The 21,094-nt window shown below is 60.2% G+C and carries 15 protein-coding genes; 9 read left to right on the plus strand and 6 right to left on the minus strand.

Translation table 11 applies throughout. From position 1 onward, the window contains the following. Positions 1-141: 141 nt before the first annotated feature. Together BV034_RS32865 and BV034_RS32870 are read right to left on the minus strand one after the other, a co-directional pair. Positions 142-1,425 (minus strand): SGNH/GDSL hydrolase family protein, encoded by a 1,284-nt coding sequence (locus BV034_RS32865; RefSeq protein WP_050031166.1) that lies wholly within the window; start codon positions 1,423-1,425, stop codon positions 142-144. 140 nt (positions 1,426-1,565) lie between these two features. Further along, on the minus strand, positions 1,566-1,958 hold the full coding sequence (locus BV034_RS32870; protein WP_050031167.1) for a hypothetical protein: 393 nt from the start codon (positions 1,956-1,958) through the stop codon (positions 1,566-1,568). 99 nt (positions 1,959-2,057) lie between these two features. Here BV034_RS32870 and BV034_RS32875 point away from each other — a divergent pair, with 99 nt between their 5' ends. Both BV034_RS32875 and BV034_RS32880 read left to right on the plus strand, forming a co-directional pair. Further along, a complete protein-coding gene (locus tag BV034_RS32875; RefSeq protein WP_050031168.1) occupies positions 2,058-2,606 on the plus strand; it encodes a glutathione peroxidase in 549 nt (182 codons plus the stop codon). A 141-nt stretch (positions 2,607-2,747) separates the two neighbouring features. Continuing rightward, on the plus strand, positions 2,748-3,032 hold the full coding sequence (locus BV034_RS32880; protein WP_265593744.1) for a hypothetical protein: 285 nt from the start codon (positions 2,748-2,750) through the stop codon (positions 3,030-3,032). Positions 3,033-3,088: 56 nt separating this feature from the next. Here BV034_RS32880 and BV034_RS32885 read toward each other — a convergent pair whose 3' ends face one another. Together BV034_RS32885 and BV034_RS32890 are read right to left on the minus strand one after the other, a co-directional pair. Further along, the gene (locus BV034_RS32885) at positions 3,089-4,552 is read right to left on the minus strand and encodes a hypothetical protein (RefSeq protein ID WP_265593745.1); all 1,464 of its coding nucleotides are present in this window, start codon (positions 4,550-4,552) and stop codon (positions 3,089-3,091) included. 195 nt (positions 4,553-4,747) lie between these two features. Continuing rightward, positions 4,748-5,146: a hypothetical protein gene (locus tag BV034_RS32890; RefSeq protein WP_050031171.1), complete on the minus strand. Its 399-nt coding sequence runs from the start codon at positions 5,144-5,146 to the stop codon at positions 4,748-4,750. 115 nt (positions 5,147-5,261) lie between these two features. On the opposite strand from BV034_RS32890, the gene BV034_RS32895 reads away from it, so the two are divergent. Further along, positions 5,262-7,901, plus strand: a complete 2,640-nt coding sequence (locus BV034_RS32895) for a DEAD/DEAH box helicase (protein WP_050031172.1) — start codon at positions 5,262-5,264, stop codon at positions 7,899-7,901. A gap of 711 nt (positions 7,902-8,612) precedes the next feature. Here the strand turns inward: BV034_RS32895 and BV034_RS32900 are convergent. Continuing rightward, positions 8,613-10,208 carry a serine/threonine protein kinase gene (locus tag BV034_RS32900; protein WP_050031173.1) on the minus strand — a complete coding sequence of 532 codons (1,596 nt, stop codon included), beginning with the start codon at positions 10,206-10,208 and terminating at the stop codon, positions 8,613-8,615. Between the two features lie 45 nt (positions 10,209-10,253). Continuing rightward, entirely contained in the window at positions 10,254-12,371 is a 2,118-nt protein-coding gene (locus tag BV034_RS32905; RefSeq protein ID WP_265593746.1) for a PEP-CTERM sorting domain-containing protein, read from the minus strand. An 838-nt stretch (positions 12,372-13,209) separates the two neighbouring features. Here BV034_RS32905 and BV034_RS32910 point away from each other — a divergent pair. The 6 genes from BV034_RS32910 to BV034_RS32935 all read left to right on the plus strand — a co-directional run bounded on the left by BV034_RS32910 (position 13,210) and on the right by BV034_RS32935 (position 21,081). After that, positions 13,210-14,181, plus strand: a complete 972-nt coding sequence (locus BV034_RS32910) for a S1/P1 nuclease (protein ID WP_265593747.1) — start codon at positions 13,210-13,212, stop codon at positions 14,179-14,181. A 436-nt stretch (positions 14,182-14,617) separates the two neighbouring features. Next, entirely contained in the window at positions 14,618-15,394 is a 777-nt protein-coding gene (locus BV034_RS32915; RefSeq protein ID WP_081888319.1) for a prepilin-type N-terminal cleavage/methylation domain-containing protein, read from the plus strand. Further along, positions 15,391-16,026 carry a hypothetical protein gene (locus BV034_RS32920; RefSeq protein WP_050031177.1) on the plus strand — a complete coding sequence of 212 codons (636 nt, stop codon included), beginning with the start codon at positions 15,391-15,393 and terminating at the stop codon, positions 16,024-16,026. The genes BV034_RS32915 and BV034_RS32920 overlap by 4 nt, the downstream gene beginning before the upstream one ends. A 57-nt stretch (positions 16,027-16,083) precedes the next feature. Next, positions 16,084-17,115, plus strand: a complete 1,032-nt coding sequence (locus BV034_RS32925) for a prepilin-type N-terminal cleavage/methylation domain-containing protein (protein ID WP_050031178.1) — start codon at positions 16,084-16,086, stop codon at positions 17,113-17,115. Beyond that, on the plus strand, positions 17,112-20,231 hold the full coding sequence (locus BV034_RS32930) for a hypothetical protein (RefSeq protein WP_050031179.1): 3,120 nt from the start codon (positions 17,112-17,114) through the stop codon (positions 20,229-20,231). The genes BV034_RS32925 and BV034_RS32930 overlap by 4 nt, the downstream gene beginning before the upstream one ends. Further along, on the plus strand, positions 20,215-21,081 hold the full coding sequence (locus BV034_RS32935) for a hypothetical protein (protein WP_265593748.1): 867 nt from the start codon (positions 20,215-20,217) through the stop codon (positions 21,079-21,081). The genes BV034_RS32930 and BV034_RS32935 overlap by 17 nt, the downstream gene beginning before the upstream one ends. Positions 21,082-21,094: the final 13 nt, after the last annotated feature.

Consider the following 21,094-nt stretch of genomic DNA (forward strand, 5'->3'; position numbering starts at 1 on the left):
GGGAGCACCCGTTGCCCATGCATGTTCAATGCCAAAGATCTGTGACACGCCCCCGCCCACCCCTAAAACGCAACCGGGGACGGAACTGGTTGTTCCGTCCCCGGCGGGGTGATCAAGGAGGATGAATCTCTCTCCCGGAAACTAGCGCACCGGCTCCACCTTGAGCGTGTGCTTCACGGGCACCAGCTTGGTGCGGACCTGGGCGTCCAGCTTTTCCTGCTTGGCCAGCATCTTCTGCTTCAGAGTCGAGATCGCGGCAGCGAACTCGGCGTCGGTCTTGATGTCCTCAGCGAAGTTGCGGAAGTTGGTGATCATGCCCTTGATCATGGGTGTCTCATACCCCTGCTTGGCCCCGAGAGCGCCCAGCAGACCCTGGAAGGCCGCGTCGAACGGGGTCTTGGCGAATTCCGCGGGAAGGTTGATCCCGGCAGTGAGCTGCTCCTTGGTGAACTCCTTGGTCTCTGTGCCCCAGGTGACTTTGGCCTTGGGAGCATCAAGGTTCTTCACTTTCAAGACCAGGCGGTTCAGATCCTGGTTGAAGCTGGTGTAGGGAAGGATGCTGCGGGTGCTGCCGGAGCCGACTGGGTTGCCGTCAAAGCAGAACGGCCAGGTGGCGCTCTCCAGCTCCACGGTGCCGTCCTTGCCGCCCAGCACCTTGTGCCCGCCGATGGCAGAACCGGCGCCCTTCAGATCCACCGTGATCTCGCCGATGTCGCCGCTGACGCCGAGCCCCTTCAAGAAGGACTGCGCCATGAGGAGGTGACCGTTGGCATTGGGATGCACGCCATCCCGACCACAGACGTCGTACTCATCGCCCAGGCCCGCCTTGGCCTTGGCCATGACGCTCACCATGTTGTCGTGCACATTGGCAAAGGCGTTCTTGGACTCCAGTGCGAGTTTCTGATCGATGTCCCGCAGGTGGGCAAGGTTGTCATTGTACTGGGCAGGGGTGGCACCCGCGCGGACGAAGTACTTCGTGTCCACCGCACCGGGAGATCCCACCACCACGTTCTTCACCCCCAGCTCCTGGAGCTTGGCCAAAACAAGCCGCATGTTCTTCTCATAGTCCGCCCCAATGGCATCCGCGAAGGGGACGTAGCGCCCATCATTCATGCCGTAGCAGAGGGTGGCGACGGTCGGATTGAAAGCGGTCAGGTCATTGATAGCGCGCTGCGCAAATCCGCCGGCGGTTTCCCCACCCCAGCCGAACTGGAAGACCTTGATGTCCTGCCGACCCAGACAGGCCAGGAGGTAGGCCTCGATATAGCGGGAGTACTGCTTCTGCTCCGTGATGGAGTCACCGATGATGGCCACCCGGGCATTGGGCGGGAGCTGGGAGACTGCGGCGGGCTCACGGGCGGAGAGCACAGGAGCCAAACCGGCAAGAAGCAGCGGCAGGGCGAAGAAACGAAGTTTCAGTTTCATGAGGAGGTGAGGAGGTCAATGAATCCCCGGCCCAATTCGCCGGGGGCACTCAAACGCCCGCCGACCGCGACCTCGTTCACGGTCGGACGTTTTTTCATCTTCAAGTTGCCCGGCGACAACGCAAAGGACCTCGCGCAGGGTTATTTCCGCGCCAGCTGCCCCTCGATCCACCAGCGTCCACCCTGAAACTGCAGGCGGTAGGCATCAGACGCGATCTTCCGTCCCTCCACCATCACCGCCACCTCAACCTCTGCCGTGGTATCGCATTGGGAGCGGGTGATGAACGTTGGCTCAGCATCCAGCGGAGCCTCTGCCCCATTCCCCCACCCCACACTGCCACCTGCGAAGCAGCGCTCTGGCTGGAGCCAGTAGTCCTCCGCCACCAGCGCGGCCTCCTGCATGAGCAGCGTCATCTGGGCCAGACCGTTGATCTTGCCCGCGTCCGCCATGGCCTTGAACTTCAGCGCCTGCTCACGCATGGCCCCCACATAGGCGGCCACGGTCTGCTCGGGAGTGAGGATGTCATCTGCCACAGCGGAAGCCTAGCGGGTTCGCCCTGCCGGAAAAACTGAATTCCCCATGCAACTCTACGGCTTGAAAGTTTGACCGGGGAATCCCGTGTTGTCCCCCGCATGAAGAAGCTGCTGCTCACCGCTGTCCTGGCCGTCACCACGGCATTCGCCGCCAACGCCCCCTCCCTCTACGACATCCCCGTCAAAGACATCGAGGGCAAGGAGACCTCTCTCAAACCCTACGCCGGAAAGGTGCTGCTGATCGTGAACGTGGCCTCCCAGTGCGGGAACACACCGCAGTATCAGGGCCTGCAGGACCTGTACAAGAAATACGGCGACAAGGGCCTGGTGGTGCTGGGCTTCCCCTGCAACGACTTTGGGGCCCAGGAGCCTGGATCCAATGCGGAGATCAAGGAATTCTGCTCCACCAACTACAAGGTGACCTTCCCTATGTTCGACAAGGTCCACGTCAAAGGCCCGGACCAACACCCGCTCTTCACGGCCCTGACTGGCCCACAGGGGGCTTTCCCAGGTAACGTGAAGTGGAACTTTGGCAAATTCCTCATTGGCCGCGATGGCAAGCCCATCCAGCGCATCGAGCCGGGCACGGAACCCGATGATACAGCCGTGGTGGCCGCTATTGAAAAAGCGTTGAACGAGAAGGGTTAAGAGTCCGCCGTTCAAATGCACGGAGAGGCGGGACCCGCAGGCCCCTACCAGTTGGTCCTACCTCTTCACTCCTAACCCTTACCTTCTAACGCTGGTCATTCCCCCTTCCCATCCCGCCGCTCCTATGATAAACCAGCGGCCATGATTAAGTCTTTCATTCAGGCCGCCGCGCTTTGCCTTGTCGCTTCTACCCTTGCCAGTTGTGCCGTCGCCCAGATGCCCATGCGCATGCTCCAGGCCATGGGCCGCACCTTGAAAATGGCCGACAACCAGAACGCCCCTGCCTCCACGCCGATCCGCCTGCAGCAGCGTGAGATTGAAGACAACCGCGTGCCTGCCAATCTGAACCCAATCCCGGCCGAAGCTCCCGTGGAGACCCGCGTGGCAGCCGGTGCCGCCAAGGCCACGACAGAGAACCCCTCCTGATTCAGGGCCTGCCCCCTGCTGGGCTCGCGTGAAATGAAGTCTTCGGCCGCTCTGCCTCAGGGCAGCCGGGGATCATCCGGCCAGCCGCCCACCTGTTCCTGGGATTGCAACGTCTTCCGGAAGACCATGGCCTCGACGTCCTGAACCACCCGGACGTCCACGGCATCGCGATCAGGCCCTGCGCCTGCGGAGCCGATCACTGACTGCCAGACGGTGGAGATGGGCTCAGGCTTCACGGGCACCGGAGCGGCAAAGAGACGTCGCGTGACGGCCCCCTCTGGCAAAGGCACGCGCAAGACCACACCTGCTGGCCCTGCGGACACCGACCCCGACTCCACCCCGCCAGCCCCATCTTCGTCGGATTCTGGAGCATCATCCCGTGCCTTCGGCCGGGAGACCAGTTCTGACCGACGTGGCTGCTTGGAGCGCCAGTGCAGGTGGGGGCCTTTGATCGAGAATGCTGGCAGCCGGATGCCCGCCACCAGGCGGGGCTCGTCTGCCACACGCACCTCATTGCCTGCCACACCCGCCTTCATGCCGGGGGCGTGGCCATGCCGTGTGAAGGCCTCAATGGGACTGCGTGATGCGCGGGAGGAAAGGTAGAGATTGTTCAAGAACTGGAATTCAAACTTCTTCCCCTCTCCGGTGCCGGATCCTTTCTCCACACCGGTGGAGTAGCGGGAGCCGCTGCGCCCGTAGTCGAAGATCACGTTGTTAACCGCCTCCATCTGCACGGTGTAGCGGTCCTTGGGCCGGAGATCATTGCACTCAAACTGCGGCCCCCGCATGATGAACCGGGCGAAGAGACAGTGGTGGATGCTCAGGGTGCTGGCGCTCGCATTCACCCCGAACGCGTGGTCATCCCCGTACGGATGCAACTCCTTGCGCCCTAGAGGCTCGCTCAGAATGCACCACTGCACGGTCACGTTGCGACAGCGGGTGATGCCGATGAGCTCGTCACAGCTCCACGAGAGCGAGCAGTGATCGATGAGCACCTGATTGGTGTTCTTGAGAGTGATGCAGTCCAGGCCGTTGGAGCCCTTGGGCCGGTCCCGCTTTTCCGCCTTGTTCCGGCGCAGCACATTTTCGTCCCCCAGACGGATCCGGAGGTGTCGCAGGATAATTTCCTCGACTCCCTCGAACTCCAGGCTGCCGCCCCGGACGGTGATGCCGCCATTCGGGGCATCGGTGCCGTCTACGGTGAGGAAGGACTCTTTGACCTCAATGCGATCCTTCAGAGTGATGGTGCCGCCCACGCTGAACTTCACAATGCGCGGCCCCTTCTGTCGGAGCGCCCAGCGCAGGGTGCCTTTCGCCGGCTTTTTGACATCGTCATCCAGACGGGTCACCAGAAGAACACGTCCACCCGCGCCGCCTTCTGTGGCGGCTCCGAAGCCCAAGGGCTTGCCCCCCGCCGCACGCAGAGGCACCGCCAAGGCCGTGGCTGGACTGGCGACCGCCATCACCATACCTAGGCACAAGCACACCTGGGCCAGACGGAAGCAGGTGGCAGAAGGCATAGGGACGGAGCGGTCAAACCGCGTGGCTGAGTATCAAATGAGAACGCGGACGGTGCGCACTTCAACGAAATGCAAATCTACCGCTCTCCAAAGCAAAAACGATCCTCCCCCGGCGACCGGCGCAAGAACCTCAATATTTGCTCCACCCGGCGGGTCGCCTGTCCCATCCCAGCCGGGGTTGATCTGAAAAAAATCTTACTGCGGGCTGGCGGGGGAGTAGGCGGGATCCACCTCGTCATCGGCGCTCTTTTTGCCCCCCACGAACGGGATCCACTTCAACGGCTTGGCGAGGGTCTTGCCCACGGCTCCGGCGGCATTGCCCACCTTGCCCGCGCTGCGGCCCATCTTGTTCACCACACTGTTGTCCTTCTTCACCTGCTCCTGCTGGGCAGCGATCTCAGGATTGGGCTCCGATGGAGGCGGCACCACCACCCGGGACACGGGACGCCAGGTGTTGGAGAAGGGGTCGAATTCCTGAGCGCCCACCGGGGCGGATTGGGCGACGGAAGACTTGGAGCCAAACATGGAGCAGGCGCTGAGACCGGCGACAAGAGCCAGACAGGCTGCGGAGTGGGCGAGACGGGACAGATTCATCGGCGCGGAAGCTAGCGAAGGTTTTGCCGTACACAAGTGACTTGCTACGGCCAGCAAAGACGGGCAAGACGTAGCCTTCTGGCAGATTGGCCCTGTTCCCAGCCATGTTGGACCGATGATTGACTCCCTGCACCCGGCTCTGGCCGCCTGGTTCACCGGGCGTTTTGGCAAGCCCACTCATGCGCAGGAAGTCACGCTGCCGCATGTGCTGGCAGGCCAGTCGGTGCTGCTCACCTCGCCCACCGGCAGTGGCAAGACCCTGGCGGGATTCCTGGGAGTGCTGGACAGCCTGCTGCATCGCCTGGACGAGGGGCCGCTCCCCCATCAGACGCTGGCCATCTACGTCTCGCCCCTGCGGGCTCTGACGTATGACATGCAGAAGAACCTCTCTGAACCTCTGCATGAGATGGGCCTGGCAAGGGACATCCGTATCGGTCTGCGGAATGGCGACACCCCGGCCTCCGAGCGGGCAAAGTTTCGCAAACAGCCCCCTCACATCCTCCTGACTACGCCGGAGAGCCTGGCCATTCTCCTCCCGCAGGAGGGTTACCGGGAAATTCTCTCCGGCTGCCGCCATGTGATTGTGGATGAGTTGCATGCCCTGGCAGAGAACAAGCGGGGCTCCCATCTCAGCCTGACTCTGGAGAGGTTGGAAAAAGTGGTGGCCGTGCCTCCTGACATGACCGGACTGGTGCGCATTGGCCTGAGCGCCACTGCGGCTCCCCTGGATGAGCTGGCGAGATTTTTGTGCGGGACAGGACGAGACTGCGCCATCGTGCAGGGCCGGGTGGAGCGCAGACGTCGCGTGGAAGTTCTGTCTCCTTTGCGACGGGATCCCTACCCGCCGGCAGGCTGGACGGCCCAGCGGGTGATGAAGGATCTGGCGCGGCTGGTGGAGCAGAAGCGGAGCACGATCATCTTTTGCAATACGCGGAGCGGTGCAGAGAGCATGTCGCTCCGGCTGAAGCAGGCGTTGCCGGAACTGGCCTCTGTCATCGAGACCCATCACTCATCGCTCGACCGGGATCTGCGTCTGGAGGTGGAAGACCGCCTCAAGGCAGGTGAACTGCGGGCCGTGGTGTGCTCGACCAGCCTGGAGCTGGGAATCGACATCGGGGCGGTGGATTGCGCGGTGATGATCTCCACGCCCAAGGGCGTCAGCCGCGCCATCCAACGGATTGGACGCAGCGGTCACAACATCCATGAGGAGAGCCATGGCGTGCTGGTGGCCACCAATGTGAATGACCTCATGGAGTGTGTGGTGTGTGCGGACATGACCCGCCGCACCCAACTGGATGCGATCCGCGTGCTGCAAAAACCCTATGACGTGCTGGCCCAGCATCTGGTGGGCATGGCCATGCAGAAGGGCTACACCCGCGACACGGCATATGCGACGGTGCTGCAAGCCTGGCCCTACCATGGACTCAGCCGCGCGGAGTTTGACCGGGTACTGCAGTATGTGATGGGTGGTGGCAAAAGCCTGGAGGAAAACTATCGCGAGGTCTTCGGCAAGATTGTGGAGGATGCACAAGGTCTGCTGATGACCCCGAACCGCAAGGTGGAGCGGGACTATCTGGTGAACATCGGCACCATCGCCAGCGAGGGGGCCGTGCGTGTGTACCTGGGCAGCCGCAGGCTCGGGGAGGTGGAGGAGAGTTTCGTGAAGAACCTCAAGTACGGAGACATCTTTGTGCTGGCCGGGCGGACGGTGCGGCTGGTGGAGACCGGGGTCATGGAAATTACTGTGGAGGCCGCCGACGGCCGTCTGCCCACTGTTCCCAGCTGGAACGCCAACAAGATGCCGCTGGCCAGCGGTCTCGCCCAGGAGGTGACCCGACTACGATCCCGCCTGGCCGCAAGGCTGGAGGCGAACGAGCCCGCGGCGGAGACTTCAGACTGGCTCGTGGAGGACTACCTCATCAGCAGCGTCAATGCGGACGCCATCGTGAAGCACTGCCGCAACCAGTGCCGATTCTCTGCGATCCCCACTGACTCTCTGTTTCTCATCGAACTCTACCGCGAGCCTGAGGACGATGGGGAGGAGTTCCGCGAACCAGAGCCCAGCCTCATGCCACCCAAACGCGGTGCGGGCCGGGCCATGAGAAAGCCGGATCCCGAGCGCTGTCACTTCTTCTTTCACTCCCTCATCGGCCGGTCCGCCAATGATGCGCTCTCCCGCATCATTGCCCACCGGGTGAAAGAGGCCGTAGGCGGAAATGCCCTAGTGACCATCGATGACTACGGATTCCTCCTCTCTGTCCGTCAATTCCAGGAACTCGGACTGGAAGAGTGGCGCGACTTGTTCCACCCGGAGAATCTGGAACAGGATCTCCGTGCGGCCCTGGCGGAGAGCCAGCTTGTGAAGTGGCAGTTCCGTGGGGTGGCCCAGACAGGCCTGATGGTGCCTCGCAATCTGCCGGGGGCGGAGCGACGCCTCAAACAGCTACGTTGGAGCGGAGAGATCCTGTTTCAGGTGTTGAGCAAACACGAGCCGGACCACCCGCTGCTGGAACAGTCCATCCGCGAAGCCACGCATGTCTTCCTGGACCTGCCCCGGGCCTCCCAGTTCCTTGAGGGGGCTCATCAGATGCAATGGCAGCTCATCGAGGTGCCCGTGGTGACGCCATTCTCCTTTGGCATCTACGCCAGCAAGATCAAGGAGAGCATGCTTCTGGAGGATCCAGAGGAGGCCATTGAGAGGCTGTGGAAAAAGTTCGAAAAGGCCGACAGCCGGCATGAAGAACCCCTGGAATAAGGCCGGAGCAGCGTTGGAAAGGATTCGCACACCCACCGGAACCTTCCCATCCCAGCCCGTTCATCGTCGCGCCAGTGTCTTGGAGATGCGTGCGGCTCGACGCCGCTTTCTCCTGCCGGATACGCCTTCGATCCTATGCTCAACCTCCGCCAGGCTGCTTTCGTCAGCCTGCCTACGACCCCGCTGGGTCTGGGACAAAGCCTTCTGCTGAGGCTCAAACAACACCGGCTGTAGTTGTCGACATGAGGAGGCACCAACTGTAGTGGCTGTGGCGGTGATTCTGCCGCAGAGGTCCGGGAACCCAACGCCCCGCTCCTACAGGCTCCGGCGGATACCTTGACCCCTTGGTCCTCTTCCTTGCGGCCTCGTCATAGACTGGAACATTTGTGCCTCCTCACGTCGACAACTACGGCCGATGTTGGGGGTGTATTGACAGAGGGTGATCGCTGGGGCAGGCTGGATGAGAGAGAGGTCGTAAGGGGGCGCTGCTGGAGCCGTGAGATTGCAGGAAATCACAAAGGGTACCGAAGCGGCGTCAAGCCACCAACACTCCAAGACGCTGTCACGTTGATCGGGAATGCCAGATGGAGCGCCAGTTGCCCCAGCGCACGCGGATGCCGCGATGGGCCTTGGAGTGCGTGCGACTCGACGCCGCTTTCGAACCCCGCAACAGCAGCAGGGCACTTGCCCACACTCAGATGACCCACCACCTCAATCCACCCTGACGAGTGCTGACTCATCCTTGATATAGATCAGCAGACCGCCATTGAACTCCGTGACCGTGCCCCGCGCCCGGACTTTCACGCCCTGCAGAGCCTCAAGCCGGGATTTAGGAAATATAGATTCCGTCTCCGCCGTACGAAACGCCAGCGACACCGACTCGCCAGCCCGACGGGCAAAATTCACATACCGTGTCTTGCCAGACTTGCTCTCGCCCACGCTTGTCACCACGCCCTCCACCTCCACCGGCTGGTTGAGGCTGGCCCGCAACTGGTCCAAGGCATGGGGATCCAGTGGCGCACCGGTTGCCGCCATCGCCGGTGGAGGAGTGGGCGGGGCCGGAGTCGCGGATGTTGTTTCCTGCATCGCCGCGGGCGGACTGGCGGGCATCTGATCCGCCACGGCTGCCACGTTGACCTCACGGGTTGGGGCAGGCTCCGTCTTGGGGGAACCGTCCGGCGGCACCGGCTCTGAAGCGACCTCCCCTGGAGCGGCAGCTACAATGTTTGCCACCGTCTTGGTCGCGACACTGGAGGCTGGCGCAGGTTGATACTTTTTCTTCGATTCCTGAAAGTGCCAGTACCCGTAGGCTGCCGCAGAAAGCAGGAGGCAACATATCACGGGAACGATGATTGACATGGCATTGCCTGAGGAAGGAGCCTCTTCAGGCTGGGGCAGGCGCACCGGCTGGATCACGGGACGGATCACTTGTGGATTCGCGGAAACGGACGGCTTGGGAAGGGGCCGGACTGGGGGCTGCAAAGCCAGCTTGAAAAGGGCCAGGGCCTGCGCCGCACTATCTGGCCGGTCTTCAGGCAGACGGCTCATGAGCCTGAGTACCCACTCAACGACCGCAGGGGGCAGATCCGTCCGCCACTCGGCAAGGGGCCCCGGTGCATGCGTCAGATGGGCTGCCATCACTCCAGCCGCACTGTCAGCAGTGAAAGGATAGTTGCCGGTGAGAGCGTGGTAATAGGAGCATCCCAGCGAATAGAGATCCGTACGCTGGTCCAGGGTGCCACGTTCGAACTGCTCGGGAGCCATGAAATAGACAGTGCCCATCACACTCCCCTCCACGTCCGTGGTCTGGGTGGTGGGGGCCGGGCAGTATTTGGCGATGCCAAAATCCAGCAGCTTGAACTGCATCTCACAGGTGGGCAGCCACACCAGCATGATGTTGGAAGGCTTCAAATCCCGGTGGAGCATGCCGCGAGCATGCGCGGCTCCCAAACCGCCCAGCGTGTCCTGCACCAGGGTGGCGAACTCCTCCAGCGGAAGGGGTGCGCCTTCCACCACCTGCTCCAGCGTCTGGCCTTCCAGATACTCCATGACCACATACGGCCCGTCTTCATCGGTGCCAATGTCATGGATCGTCACAATGTTGGGATGCTGCAGAGCCGACAGGGACAAGGCCTCCTGCCGCAGCTGGCCCGCATCTTCATGAGTCTCGCCAGCACCCGGGGAGCGCATCAGCCGCTTGATGGCCACCGGGCGCTGAAGCTGCAGATCCATGGCCTTGTACACCACCCCCGACCCGCCCTGACCCAGCTGTTCCAGGAGCTCATAGCGTGAAGTGACAGCAGTCATGGCGGGGCAGAGGGTGGAAGTGGAATGGAACGTGAAGTGATTTCCTTAGACTCCGGCAAGGCACTCCTGATCGCGATGACGGCGGCGACGCTGGATCAGCAGCAACCCTCCCCCCAGAAGCAGCAGCACCATGCGCCCCGGCTCCGGCACCGCCGAAAGGGTGATACGCCCGTCCGTGGACAATGTGTTGATCCACTCGTAGCCAGCAATCTCAGGAAAGGTGATGGTGCTGTAGCTCACGGTGCGGTTGGCCTGCTGCACCGTGCCCCAGTCAATGAGCTGCCAGAAGGAACCATCAGCCCAAGGCGTCGTGCCAAAGTCGAGATCGGCATTGTTGATCACCAGGGTGCCAGACAGATTGACCGATGTGGTGCCACTGCCGAAGGCCAGCTTGTCCGAGGAACCCGCCTCGCCGCCAGTGCCGCCCGAGAACAAGTCAAACTCCATGGTGCCCGAGCTAGTCAGGTTGCCGGAAATGGTCATGACCCGCGCCGCGGTATCTCCGGTGCTGCCGATCTTAAGACGGCCATCGGAGTTGATGGTCACCGCACCCGTGAGCGTACCCCGACCTTGGAGAGTCGGCGTTGTACCACCGGAGGCATTGTTGTCACCCACCGTGACATTGCCGGTGAAAACGTTGTTGATTTCCGTGGTGACGGACTGGGCGAGGGTGACGGCAAAGGTGTTGGTGCTCCAGTTGCCGTTTAGGATCAGCTTGCCCGTGCCCCCCAAAGTGAGACCTGTGACGGTGGCGGTACCGGAATCACCACTGCGATCTCCATTGAGGATGGTGGTGTTCATCGTATTGAGCTCGAGCTGGCCGCTGGTGCCGGTGGCACGGAAGAATCCCACGGCACCATTGATCTCCATGTCGCTGCCGCTGAAATTGGCCGCGGCACCTGCACGCCCCCCAATGCTCAGGCTGTTAGCCAGCGCATTCTCTCCTGTCAGATCTGTCACGGCATGCAGAGTACCGTAGTTAAAACGGAACTGGGCTGTGGTACCCAGACCGTTCTTATGGCCGATCTTCAGCGTGCCACCGTTGGTGGGCGTGGCTGCCGAAGAACCCAGCTGGAAACCCGCAGAGAGTCCCGAGTTGTCTCCTGTAGCCTCAAGCGTCCCAGCGCCAGCCTTGATGATCCGGGTTCCTGTCAGGGTGCCCCGCAGGGCCAAGACAGCCGCCGCGTTGCTCACGGTGATCGTCCGGTCAACAGCGCCAAGGTTGAGATTGTTCTGAATCGTCGCTGTACCGGCATGGCTGGCCGTGATGTTGGCAGCGGTGGCGTCATTGCCCTTTACCGTGGCATTGCCAGAGAGGGTGACTGCGCCCAGATCGTTGGTCGAACCTTGTAGATCAACGGTGCCCGAGTTGGAGAAAGTCATCGCGGTGAAAGTGGCTCCTCCATTCACCGTCAGAGTTTTCCCGTCAGCCACATCGAGCCCGCCACTGCCGACGAGCTCTCTGGCTGCGTCCAGACTGATGTCCTCCGTAGTGGCAAGTGTACCCCCTCCCAAAACAATCTTGTTGCTGACATCCCCGAGATTTTCTTCGGCACTGATCTGAAGCACCCCGCCATTGATGCCAATATCACCAAGCAAGGTGGAAGAGTTGTCACCACCAAGCACCAGCTTGCCCAGGCCAGCTTTGGTGAGACCGCTGAATCCCGAAATGATGCTGTTGATTGTCGCAGTGTGGCCTGCCGTAGCGACTGAGATTGTCGGCGAACCAGATGATCCGACAAGCCCCAGCGCGCCACCTTGGAGAACATAACCGTCGGATGCAAACTTAAGATTGTGATCGTGTTCAATCACCCCTGCTGAATCATCCAGTGTTATCGTTCCTGCTGTACCACCAAAAACCAGTTCCTTCGTCGGATCAAACGCCGCCGGCGTTCCGGTACCAACGTCGTTGTTCCAGTTGAGGCTGGACGGAGTCCAAACACCACTTCCGCCAACACCTGCCGAGGCTCCATTGCTGTCCCAGTAGTTGACAACCGAAACTGTGGCCACGTCCCACTTCAGCGACAGATCCTTGATACCAAACATACCGTCAGTCCCGCCGTCATTTGAATCCAACCACCGAATCGTGATGGACTGTCCGACTCCGAGATTGAGCCCGAGAATGTCCACATCAAATGCAGCGGTCTTGGGAGTTGTGAACACGGTCGATGCACTATTCCCGTCATTGAATGGCCCCAAACGGAGAGTTAGTGCACTGACATCCACCGCGGGTCCTGAAGCCACGGACGCCGTCAATGCCTCATTGAGGTTGCTGCTGTTGTCCTTGAAGACAATGATGCTCCCCTCAAAGGTTAGCGAATTGAGGATGGACCCCGTATTGTTGGTAATGGTCAGCGAAAACCCCGGGGTTGCAAAGCTGCCGGATGCCACAGATGCGACTGCATTCTGGCTCCCGATCCCATAGGATCCGCCGGCTTGTGAAGAGCTGATCGAACCAGTATGATTTGCGATGGGGTTGCTCCCAAGTGTGAAGTCTGTGTACAGAACAGAGTGTGTTCCGGCATCGCCAACTGTCAATGATACCGCGGAGGCCGCAGTGCCCGTCAGGATGACCGACAAAGCCACAAGTCCACTGACTAACAAGGACTTCTGGATGTGACCCACCTTTCTGGGCGTGCTATTTCGATTGGCGGACCTTCTTGATCGGCACATTTCTTTGTCAGAGGAGTAAACAAACTTGTCCATGTGTGGAGGGCTTTTGGGATGGATGAGTGCATAGCTAGTTCCATTCGGATAGCACCCCCATCAACCAACGTTCACGTCACCCTTGAATGAGTTACTCCACGCACTTTCACATCCACCAGAAGTTACCGTCACATTGCTTGCACACGCCATGAATCCATCTTACGCATGCAACAACTTCTTCACCTTGGCAGGGTTGTTTCCGTCACCCGACTTCCCCTAGGCTCTTCACCTGCTGATCAACTCCTGTGCAGATAACACGAAATCTGTCTGATAATTCCACCTCACTCACCTCATTGTGAAACCCATTGCCACAATCCTCTGCACCTTGTCGCTCTTTGCCGCCTCCATAATACCCGCTTCTGCATGGTGGGGTACAGGTCACATGGTTGTCACTTCCGTGGCATGGCGTCAGTTGAGCCCGCAGGAACAAGAGCAGGCGCACGCACTCTTGAAGGCCCACCCCAAATACAATGACTGGATGTCCTCCTATCCCGCAGACGTTCCCGGCCTGAGCAAAGGCCTGTACGCTGCCATGGCCGCCAGCCTGTGGGCAGATGATATCCGTGACAAGAACAATTCAGCCACCCATCCCGAGTGGCACTATGTGGATTATCCGCTAGTACCGCCACTCTTCCCCAAAGAGCCAGCCCCCAATCCGACCAACGATGTACTGGTCGGCATCAAAGAGTGCGAACGCGTGATCGCCAGCCCGACAACACCCACGCAGGAGAAGGGCGAGATGGTCAGTTGGCTGATTCATCTGGTGGGAGATGTTCACCAGCCGCTTCACTGTGCTTCGTTGACCAACAACGACTTCCCCGCTCCTGAAGGGGATCGTGGAGGCAACAGCACCTTTGTCCGGCCGGATAAAGAGTCCAAGGCCATCAATCTTCACATGGTGTGGGACAGCCAGCTTGGCGGAGCCAGAGCCGCCGATGCGGGAAGTTCCCGTGAGGCGCTCAACAAGGCCATCCTGCTTGAAACTGAACACCCCCGGAGTGCCGCCACAGAACTGCAGAAGAATCTGTCACCTGAATCCTGGAGCCTTGAAGGAAGAGAGCTCGCCATTCAGGAAGCCTATCTCCAGGGCAACCTGCGGTATGCTGTTGGGAAACAACTCAATACACCGGTTCTTCCCGAGGGGTACACCAAGAAAGCCAGAGCGATTTGTGAACGACGCGTGACCCTGGCGGGCTATCGTCTGGCGGACATGCTAAAACGGCTGCTCGCAGTGTCCACGACAGGGCCTCAAAGTGCTTCCAACTGAAACAGCGTGTCAGGCACTTCGACTTGGAGAAACTGTAACGCACCTGTCAAAGTCACAAGGGCGTCACGCTTCCCGCCGGCAGGCCGGCGGCGCGACGCCTTGTCGTGCCAGCTGTTGCGCGATAGACATCCCCAATCGAAGGCGCGTTCCTTATCACGCAATATTCGTGCATAACTTTGGGGGCACCCTTGCCGAGCCGATCATTTCACCCCTTTAGTTCAATGAGTTACGGTCAACGAGGACAACGAAAGGGATACGCCGCGATCGGACTTCGTTCTGTCTCTACATGGAGCAAATTATGCTCCATGCGTCCCTAGAGCTCTGCATCATCAGGCGATGTGGCATGTCACGAAAGGCTTACATGCCCTGTGTTTACATTACCTCTGCTGGAACGTTATAAGCAGCGGCCCTTCCTTCCACCCCCCCCGGCCCGTTCATGAGACCCCCTCGCTCAGGCTCATTTGGTTGTTACCTGCAACCTCTTCCCCGCACCCGCTCCGCTGGCATGACGCTGGTGGAGGTCACCGTGGTGATGGCGATCATCGCCATCATGATGGGAGTGGGCATCGCCGGCCTCTCCAACATGTCCACTCCGCGTCGGCAGACAGCGGTAACCACATTGAAGGGGACACTGGACCAGGCTCGCGCCCATGCCATCGCCACCCGCAAGTATGTCGCGCTGATGGTGGTGGACGGGGTGCCGCCAGAGTCCGTGGAGCCACTGAACCTCAGCAAGTACGCCGTGTTCGAAGTGGGCTCACCCGGAACCGATGGTCAGTACACCACTGATTCCAAGCAGGTGACGGAATGGAAGAGCCTCCCTGACGGAGTTTGTTTTGCCAAAGGTCTGACGGGGAAGCCAACGATTCTTGATCTGCCGCTGACGCTGGACCAATACCGCGTGCGGGGCATTACCGGAGCAGGCTATCCAGAAGTCGAACTCCGCTTCATGAGCGGCAACACTTTCAAAATGCTTCCGGGGATCGTTTTCGCCCCCAATGGCGCCGTGGCATCTCCGCGCCTTACCGCCGTGGTGCCGAATCTGGATGTGCTGCTGGTTGAAGGCAGGGTGGATATGGCGGGAACAGCCACCAGCGTCGCCCCCAATCACAATCCCCCAAGGATCGAAGGTGTTCGCATGACCCGCCTTACCGGCATCAGCCGGTACTACGATGACACCGCTGCGGGAGCTCCAACTCCACCCACCCCATGAAGATCATGACCTGCAAGCCAGAGTCTGGCTCCCCTGTCCAGAGCTGCCGTCCGACAACCGCTGGTTTCTCCCTCATTGAGGTGACCATAGCCATGGGCATCTTTGGTGGTTCTATTCTCGTGCTGATGGGCCTCACTGCCATCACCACGGAATTCGCCCTGACCAACCGCGAAATGACGGCCGCCAGTCAACTCGCTGCAAAGGTGTTCACGGACCTGTCCCAACCGCAAAGCGGCGCGGCAAACGATGACCGCAACCGCATCCTGAACCCTCCCACCAGCCCCACAACACCGTACGGTGCCCAGATTGCGCCCGCGACAGAGCGCTACGACAATACTCCGTTTACATGGGTATTTTCCGAGAACCTTTCGGCCATCTCCATAGGCGGCACAGGGTCGTCAGACCTGTATGAAAATGGCTCTGATCAGCTTGACGGCCGGTATCTGGTGGGACTTTCGTTTGCAGACGAGTCCCGCTATCAGACTGCGGGCACGGCACCGACCGCCCCCGTCACGCCGCCCGCTGGCACCGGGGTCGTCAAAAGGGTCATGGTGAGTGTCGAAGCCCCTGCGCATCTCGCCCGGCAGTTCCGTCGCAAATACGAGTTTTACAAGATCATGGAGTTCCGTTGATGCGGCCCTTCGCTGAGCCGTCTCCAGCTCTGCATTCAATCCTTGAACCTCACCTGCATGACTCTCAAGCCCCAGCGTCCACTCCGTGGTTTCACCTTGGTGGAAATCATGGTGGCGGCATCGGTATCGTCTGTGCTTCTGCTCCTGCTTGTGCAGGTGCTGGGCTCCTCACAGGACCTGTGGGTGAACCTGCGACGCAAGACGGACGCAGCCCAGGAGACCCGATCCCTCCTCGGTCTCATCCGGTCGGACATCAAAGCCATGTTCACCCGTGGTGACCGCAAGAAAGGCCTTGTTCCTTTCTATATCATTCCCGGCGACCCGGGCAGTTCTTCAGTGATCTCCTTCCTGGCCGTTCAGGATCAGCTTTCCCAAGATCCCTCCTCCCAGGCTGCCACCACCCCCAAGAGCGATCTTTGCATCATTTCCTACAAGCTCGACACCGCGCACCCAGACCGTCCGCTGGTCCGCACTTTCAGTGACAGCAACGCCACCTACAAGGCGGTAAAGGCACGCATTGATGGCTTTATCAATGCAGCCGCGCCGACCGTCGAACCCCAGGTGCCCACAACTCCAAGCCTGGCTGACCAGCCTTGGAAAGATGCCAGCATCCCCTCAGGCACTGGCACCTCCGTTCCGGAGGCAGTTTCCGAGAACCTTGGCATGCGCGTCATGGCCTTCGAAGTGGTCCCTATGAGACTACGCAGGCAGGTTGCCTCACCGACGGGTGCCCCCATGACGCCGTTGCAGTTGCAGAACATCCTGACCGGGAGAATCGCCGGCGTGGCTACGGATCCCTGGCCCAGACCCAACCTTTCCCCAGAGCATGCCGGCCCGTTGCCCAAATTGGCTGAATACGATCCCGACTACTCCGCGCCGGACGTCGTCGAAGTTCGTCTCGTCGTCGCGGACGCAGCAAAACTGGCCCGCATGACTCCTTCGACCATCGCCACGCTCGGAACCAATGCCCAACGGGACATCAGCGACGGCAAGCTCGATGGATTTGCTGGTGCCGACCAGGTGCTCACCCCTGCTGAGCTGCAGGGGCTCTCTTTCGCCAATACTTCCGTCGCCATCAACAAACCATGAAGCTGCCATTTCCTGTATCACCGGCGCAGCGCCGAAAGCGAAGCCAGAAGGGCTTCACCCTCATCGCCACGATCATGATCCTGGCGCTTCTTGTCGTGCTGCTGGTCGGCTCGTTCGCCACCAACAACACCGAGCTGGCTGTCTCTCGTTCGCACTTCAACGACTACCGCACCACCCTGGCCGTGGAATCCGCCTTCCGCGCTGCGACGAGGAAGGCATTCCGCCAGATCGAAAAGTCCGGTGACTTCGTTGTGTTCCGTCGTCAGCAGACCGGATCGTCCGCCTCCCACCTGCGTCCGGTGGTCTATCTCACGGCCGCCTACGATCCCGCTACCAATCAGTGGCAGTATCAGCCGCTGATCAGCGGTGCCAAGACGACGCTGACAACCTCCACTCTCGTGCCCAGACCTGGTGGGAACACACTGGAAACAGCCGTGATGGACACAGGTGAAAAGTTCAGTGACTTTACCAAGTTCGTGCCTGGCACCGGTGCGGGAGGCTGGTCGGACACGCCACTGGCTCCTCGCTGGGAGTATCTCGACTTTCGCCCTGATGCGGCAGGCACAGCCCCACTTTCCGCGAACCCCAATGATCCACGGGCCAAGGGACAGGATCTGCGGGTGCGCTACTGCTACTGGGTGGAGGATCTGGCCGGCAAACTAGACGGAGACCTCGTGGGCAATACCAGCGGACCAAACTTTACCCACCTGCGCGGCCAGCCTGCGAAGAGCGAAGATCAGCTTCGTCAGGTGGCCCTCTACACGCTCTTTCCCCCGACACCCGGAATACCAGGAACCACATTCCCGAATCTGGACAACAGCACCACCTCCACGCAGGACAATGACCTGGTCAACAAGCGGCACTATGCGTTGACCAATGACACCTACAAGCAGGTCGGCATGAGCACCACGGCGGCCGAGTTGATGCTCAAGAAGAACATCAACTTCAGCATGCCGGCTGGTGTGGAACATGAGGTCATTCCAAGAAAGGCAAGCATTGCTGCCTCGATGTGGGGCAAGCCAAAACTCGCCATCAACAAACTCATCGAAAGGGCTGAAGGTGACACTTCGCCCACCGGCTCTGGTGAACGCAATGCAGCCATCACCGAACTGGCGGAACACATTAAAAGTTCGCTGCCCAATTTCGCCAGAACCCGGGCAGGAGGCAATGTGATGAACACCGGCCTCAACAGTGCTTATCAAGGTGCGCCCTACGGCAAGCTCATGACGGAGGACGAGTATGTTTACTCCCTCGCTGCGAACATCATCGACTATGCGGACCGGGACCAGACGCCTTCTGTGGATCCTTCCTGGGTCAAGAGCACAACCACAACCGGCTATGGTCCGGGTGACATCAATGTTCCCAAGTACCGCGGCATCGATCTCCAGCCGTTCTGCGTAGGGTATGCTACGCGGTTCCTGAACTCCGCTTGGGACGACTCCTCCGTCACCATGCAGGTCTCCGTCTGGGTGGCACTATGGAATCCCACGGACCGTGAGATCGAAGGTGATCTGGAGGTCCGCTTCACAGAGGGCCGCACCGTGGTGAACTGCATGCTGCAAGGGGAGAACATCGCCGGAGGGAGCCGCCCCACACTGCCACACCTGAACCTACCCTTGAAGCACATCAGTCTGGGACCCAACGAATGCATTCACGTGCCCTGGTATGATGTGCATACGCTGAGAGCAACTGGTCTGGCCAAGAGCCGCATCCAGGACCCCAACTTCCGCATGTGCCCAGACGATGCGGCAGGTATCCAGTCTCTTTTCGACGGCGGCTACCAGATCTTCTGGAACGGCAAGCTGGCCGACCGCACGCGCAGGCCTGACAATATCAACCGTCCCTACAGACAGCCGGGCAGCACGAATGACAAAGCTGGACTGGGCAAATGGTTCTTCGCCAGTTCAGGCATTGGTGACAGTTCGCAACCCGCTGGCGATCCTCGTGGCACACTCTACACGGCGGGTTTGGCGTCCAGCGGTGGTGACGCATCTGGCAACCGCGGCTACTACTATCGTGAGGCCAAATACATCAACAACTGCCTCTGGGGCGGGGGCGCGGTAAAGAGCACCTTTGGTGACAGCTTCAATCCTAGCCAGTGGCTGAGTGATCCTGGACATCAGACCCAGCCCAACCAGTTCAATATCGCACCGCTGGAAACCGAAACACCAGACATTCACCTCCAGCAGCGACCGGTGACAACGCCTCCTCTGCCCGAAAAAGCACCTTCCCATGTGAAACACCCAGTGGACGACTATCCGGCGAACTACACGGGCCCTGGATACTACGAGTCGCTTGGGGAGTTGGGGTTTGTCTTCGATCCCAACGCCTGGACCCGCGCCACAGGCGGTGGATCCCGGCATTTTCAAGGCGGTGGCAGCACGCTACGCATCGGCTCCCCAGAACTGGCTCCGTTCAACACCCCCGGAACACGGGCCTCAGATCTCCTGGACATTCTTTGCCTGGATGAAAAGAGGACCTTCAAGGGTCTGGTGAACATCAACAGCGCCTCCCCAGAAGTTATCCGTTCTCTGGTCGCAGGAGTCGAAATTCGCGGTGAACGGGCTGTGGTCAACGGGGTGGAAACCTCGACCGATGGCATCGTTCGCAATGGAGGGATGACCAGTGGCTCCGTGTTCCACCCCTGTAGCAATATCAACACCGGAGCGGGCAGCGTTCTGGCCAAGGGCATTTCCGATCTGGCCGCAGCCAACCCGGGCACCGTGCTCGCCACACCTGGTGATCTCTCCGCGCTCATGGTTGCCAATCCTTCTTCACCCGCCACGCAGATCCCCTACTTCGGAAATGTGAACTCATGGCCGACTGTGGCCACGGCAGACATCCCCAGCCCTCCCTCGATGCGGCCGATGCTAAGCGGCGCAGACCCGGGCCTGGATGATCGTGGCCGTGAGGAGTTCTACCGACGTCTTCTGCCGCTGGTCACTTTCCAGAGCCGGACCTTCAGGATGTATCTGGTCACACAGGTGCTGGACAAGAACAGCAATGTGGTCGGCATGCGTCCCAAGGTCATGGATATTCTCCTAGAACCCATCTACGACGCCGCTGGCAAAGTCATCGGTCAGGACGTTCAGATCGCCTATGAAAAGAACCTTTGATCTTATCACCATGCGGACTTTCCTGCTCCTCGTGCTTGCCTCCTGCCTGACGACCCGGGGCTTGCTGGCACAATCGCCCAGTGAACCTGCACCACCGCCACCGGCGGCTTATGTCAATGTGGTGAACGTCACCGGTCTGGAAGGTGAGGTGACGGTCCTCACCAACAACCGGCAGGATGAGTCCCGAGCCTTGTCCAAGGGTGGCGAAACTGGTGAATGCACCGTGACGCCCGGTTCTGTGACGATCAAAGTGTCTCATCCAGCATGCCCCACTGACGTGGAGCAGAAATTCGTCTTAAAGGTCAACGAGCGGCTCAACCTTCTGGTGCATGCCCTTGTCGTGAAAGGTGAAAACGGCAGTGCCCCAACTACCAAACTCGCCCTGCTTCCTCTTCAACATCTGCCTTCGCCCGGAAAGACCACGCTCACACTGCTGAACTGTGACGCTCAATCCCGGCCCCAGTCTTTGGCATTGAATGGAGCGGAGATGACGCTTGAACCCCTCCAACCCATGCATCTCACCGAGCTGGCTGCTGTGGGCAGTTTTGCTCTGACGTTCAAAGGGAGTGAGGTCATGGCCCCCTACGAGCCCCTGACGGAGGACCATGCCTATCTAGTGGTCTATGTTGACCAGGAGAACCCACGGCTGAACGGAGTGGTCATCACCGACCGAAAACGTGGCACCGTCGATGAGGAACTGGATCTGAAGAAGAAGGAAGTGGCCCAACGGATCGCCCGGGAACGCAAGGCTGCGGAATGGGTGTTGAAGGAACTTGACCGCAAGACTCAGGAACGGGCTGAAGCCCGGGCGCAACGGCAGAAACAACGCACTCCCGAGAACAAGCGCTGACCTTGCTTGCCCC

It is taken from the genome of Verrucomicrobium sp. BvORR034 (assembly GCF_000739635.1).
GTDB lineage: Bacteria > Verrucomicrobiota > Verrucomicrobiia > Verrucomicrobiales > Verrucomicrobiaceae > Verrucomicrobium.

What these genes read in the sequence shown, in the direction of transcription:
- BV034_RS32865 (WP_050031166.1), bottom strand. Translation starts at nt 1,425, where the DNA reads ATGAAACTGAAACTTCGTTTCTTCGCCCTGCCGCTGCTTCTTGCCGGT.
- BV034_RS32875 (WP_050031168.1), top strand. Translation starts at nt 2,058, where the DNA reads ATGAAGAAGCTGCTGCTCACCGCTGTCCTGGCCGTCACCACGGCATTC.
- BV034_RS32880 (WP_265593744.1), top strand. Translation starts at nt 2,748, where the DNA reads ATGATTAAGTCTTTCATTCAGGCCGCCGCGCTTTGCCTTGTCGCTTCT.
- BV034_RS32885 (WP_265593745.1), bottom strand. Translation starts at nt 4,552, where the DNA reads ATGCCTTCTGCCACCTGCTTCCGTCTGGCCCAGGTGTGCTTGTGCCTA.
- BV034_RS32890 (WP_050031171.1), bottom strand. Translation starts at nt 5,146, where the DNA reads ATGAATCTGTCCCGTCTCGCCCACTCCGCAGCCTGTCTGGCTCTTGTC.
- BV034_RS32895 (WP_050031172.1), top strand. Translation starts at nt 5,262, where the DNA reads ATGATTGACTCCCTGCACCCGGCTCTGGCCGCCTGGTTCACCGGGCGT.
- BV034_RS32900 (WP_050031173.1), bottom strand. Translation starts at nt 10,208, where the DNA reads ATGACTGCTGTCACTTCACGCTATGAGCTCCTGGAACAGCTGGGTCAG.
- BV034_RS32915 (WP_081888319.1), top strand. Translation starts at nt 14,618, where the DNA reads ATGAGACCCCCTCGCTCAGGCTCATTTGGTTGTTACCTGCAACCTCTT.
- BV034_RS32920 (WP_050031177.1), top strand. Translation starts at nt 15,391, where the DNA reads ATGAAGATCATGACCTGCAAGCCAGAGTCTGGCTCCCCTGTCCAGAGC.
- BV034_RS32925 (WP_050031178.1), top strand. Translation starts at nt 16,084, where the DNA reads ATGACTCTCAAGCCCCAGCGTCCACTCCGTGGTTTCACCTTGGTGGAA.
- BV034_RS32930 (WP_050031179.1), top strand. Translation starts at nt 17,112, where the DNA reads ATGAAGCTGCCATTTCCTGTATCACCGGCGCAGCGCCGAAAGCGAAGC.
- BV034_RS32935 (WP_265593748.1), top strand. Translation starts at nt 20,215, where the DNA reads ATGAAAAGAACCTTTGATCTTATCACCATGCGGACTTTCCTGCTCCTC.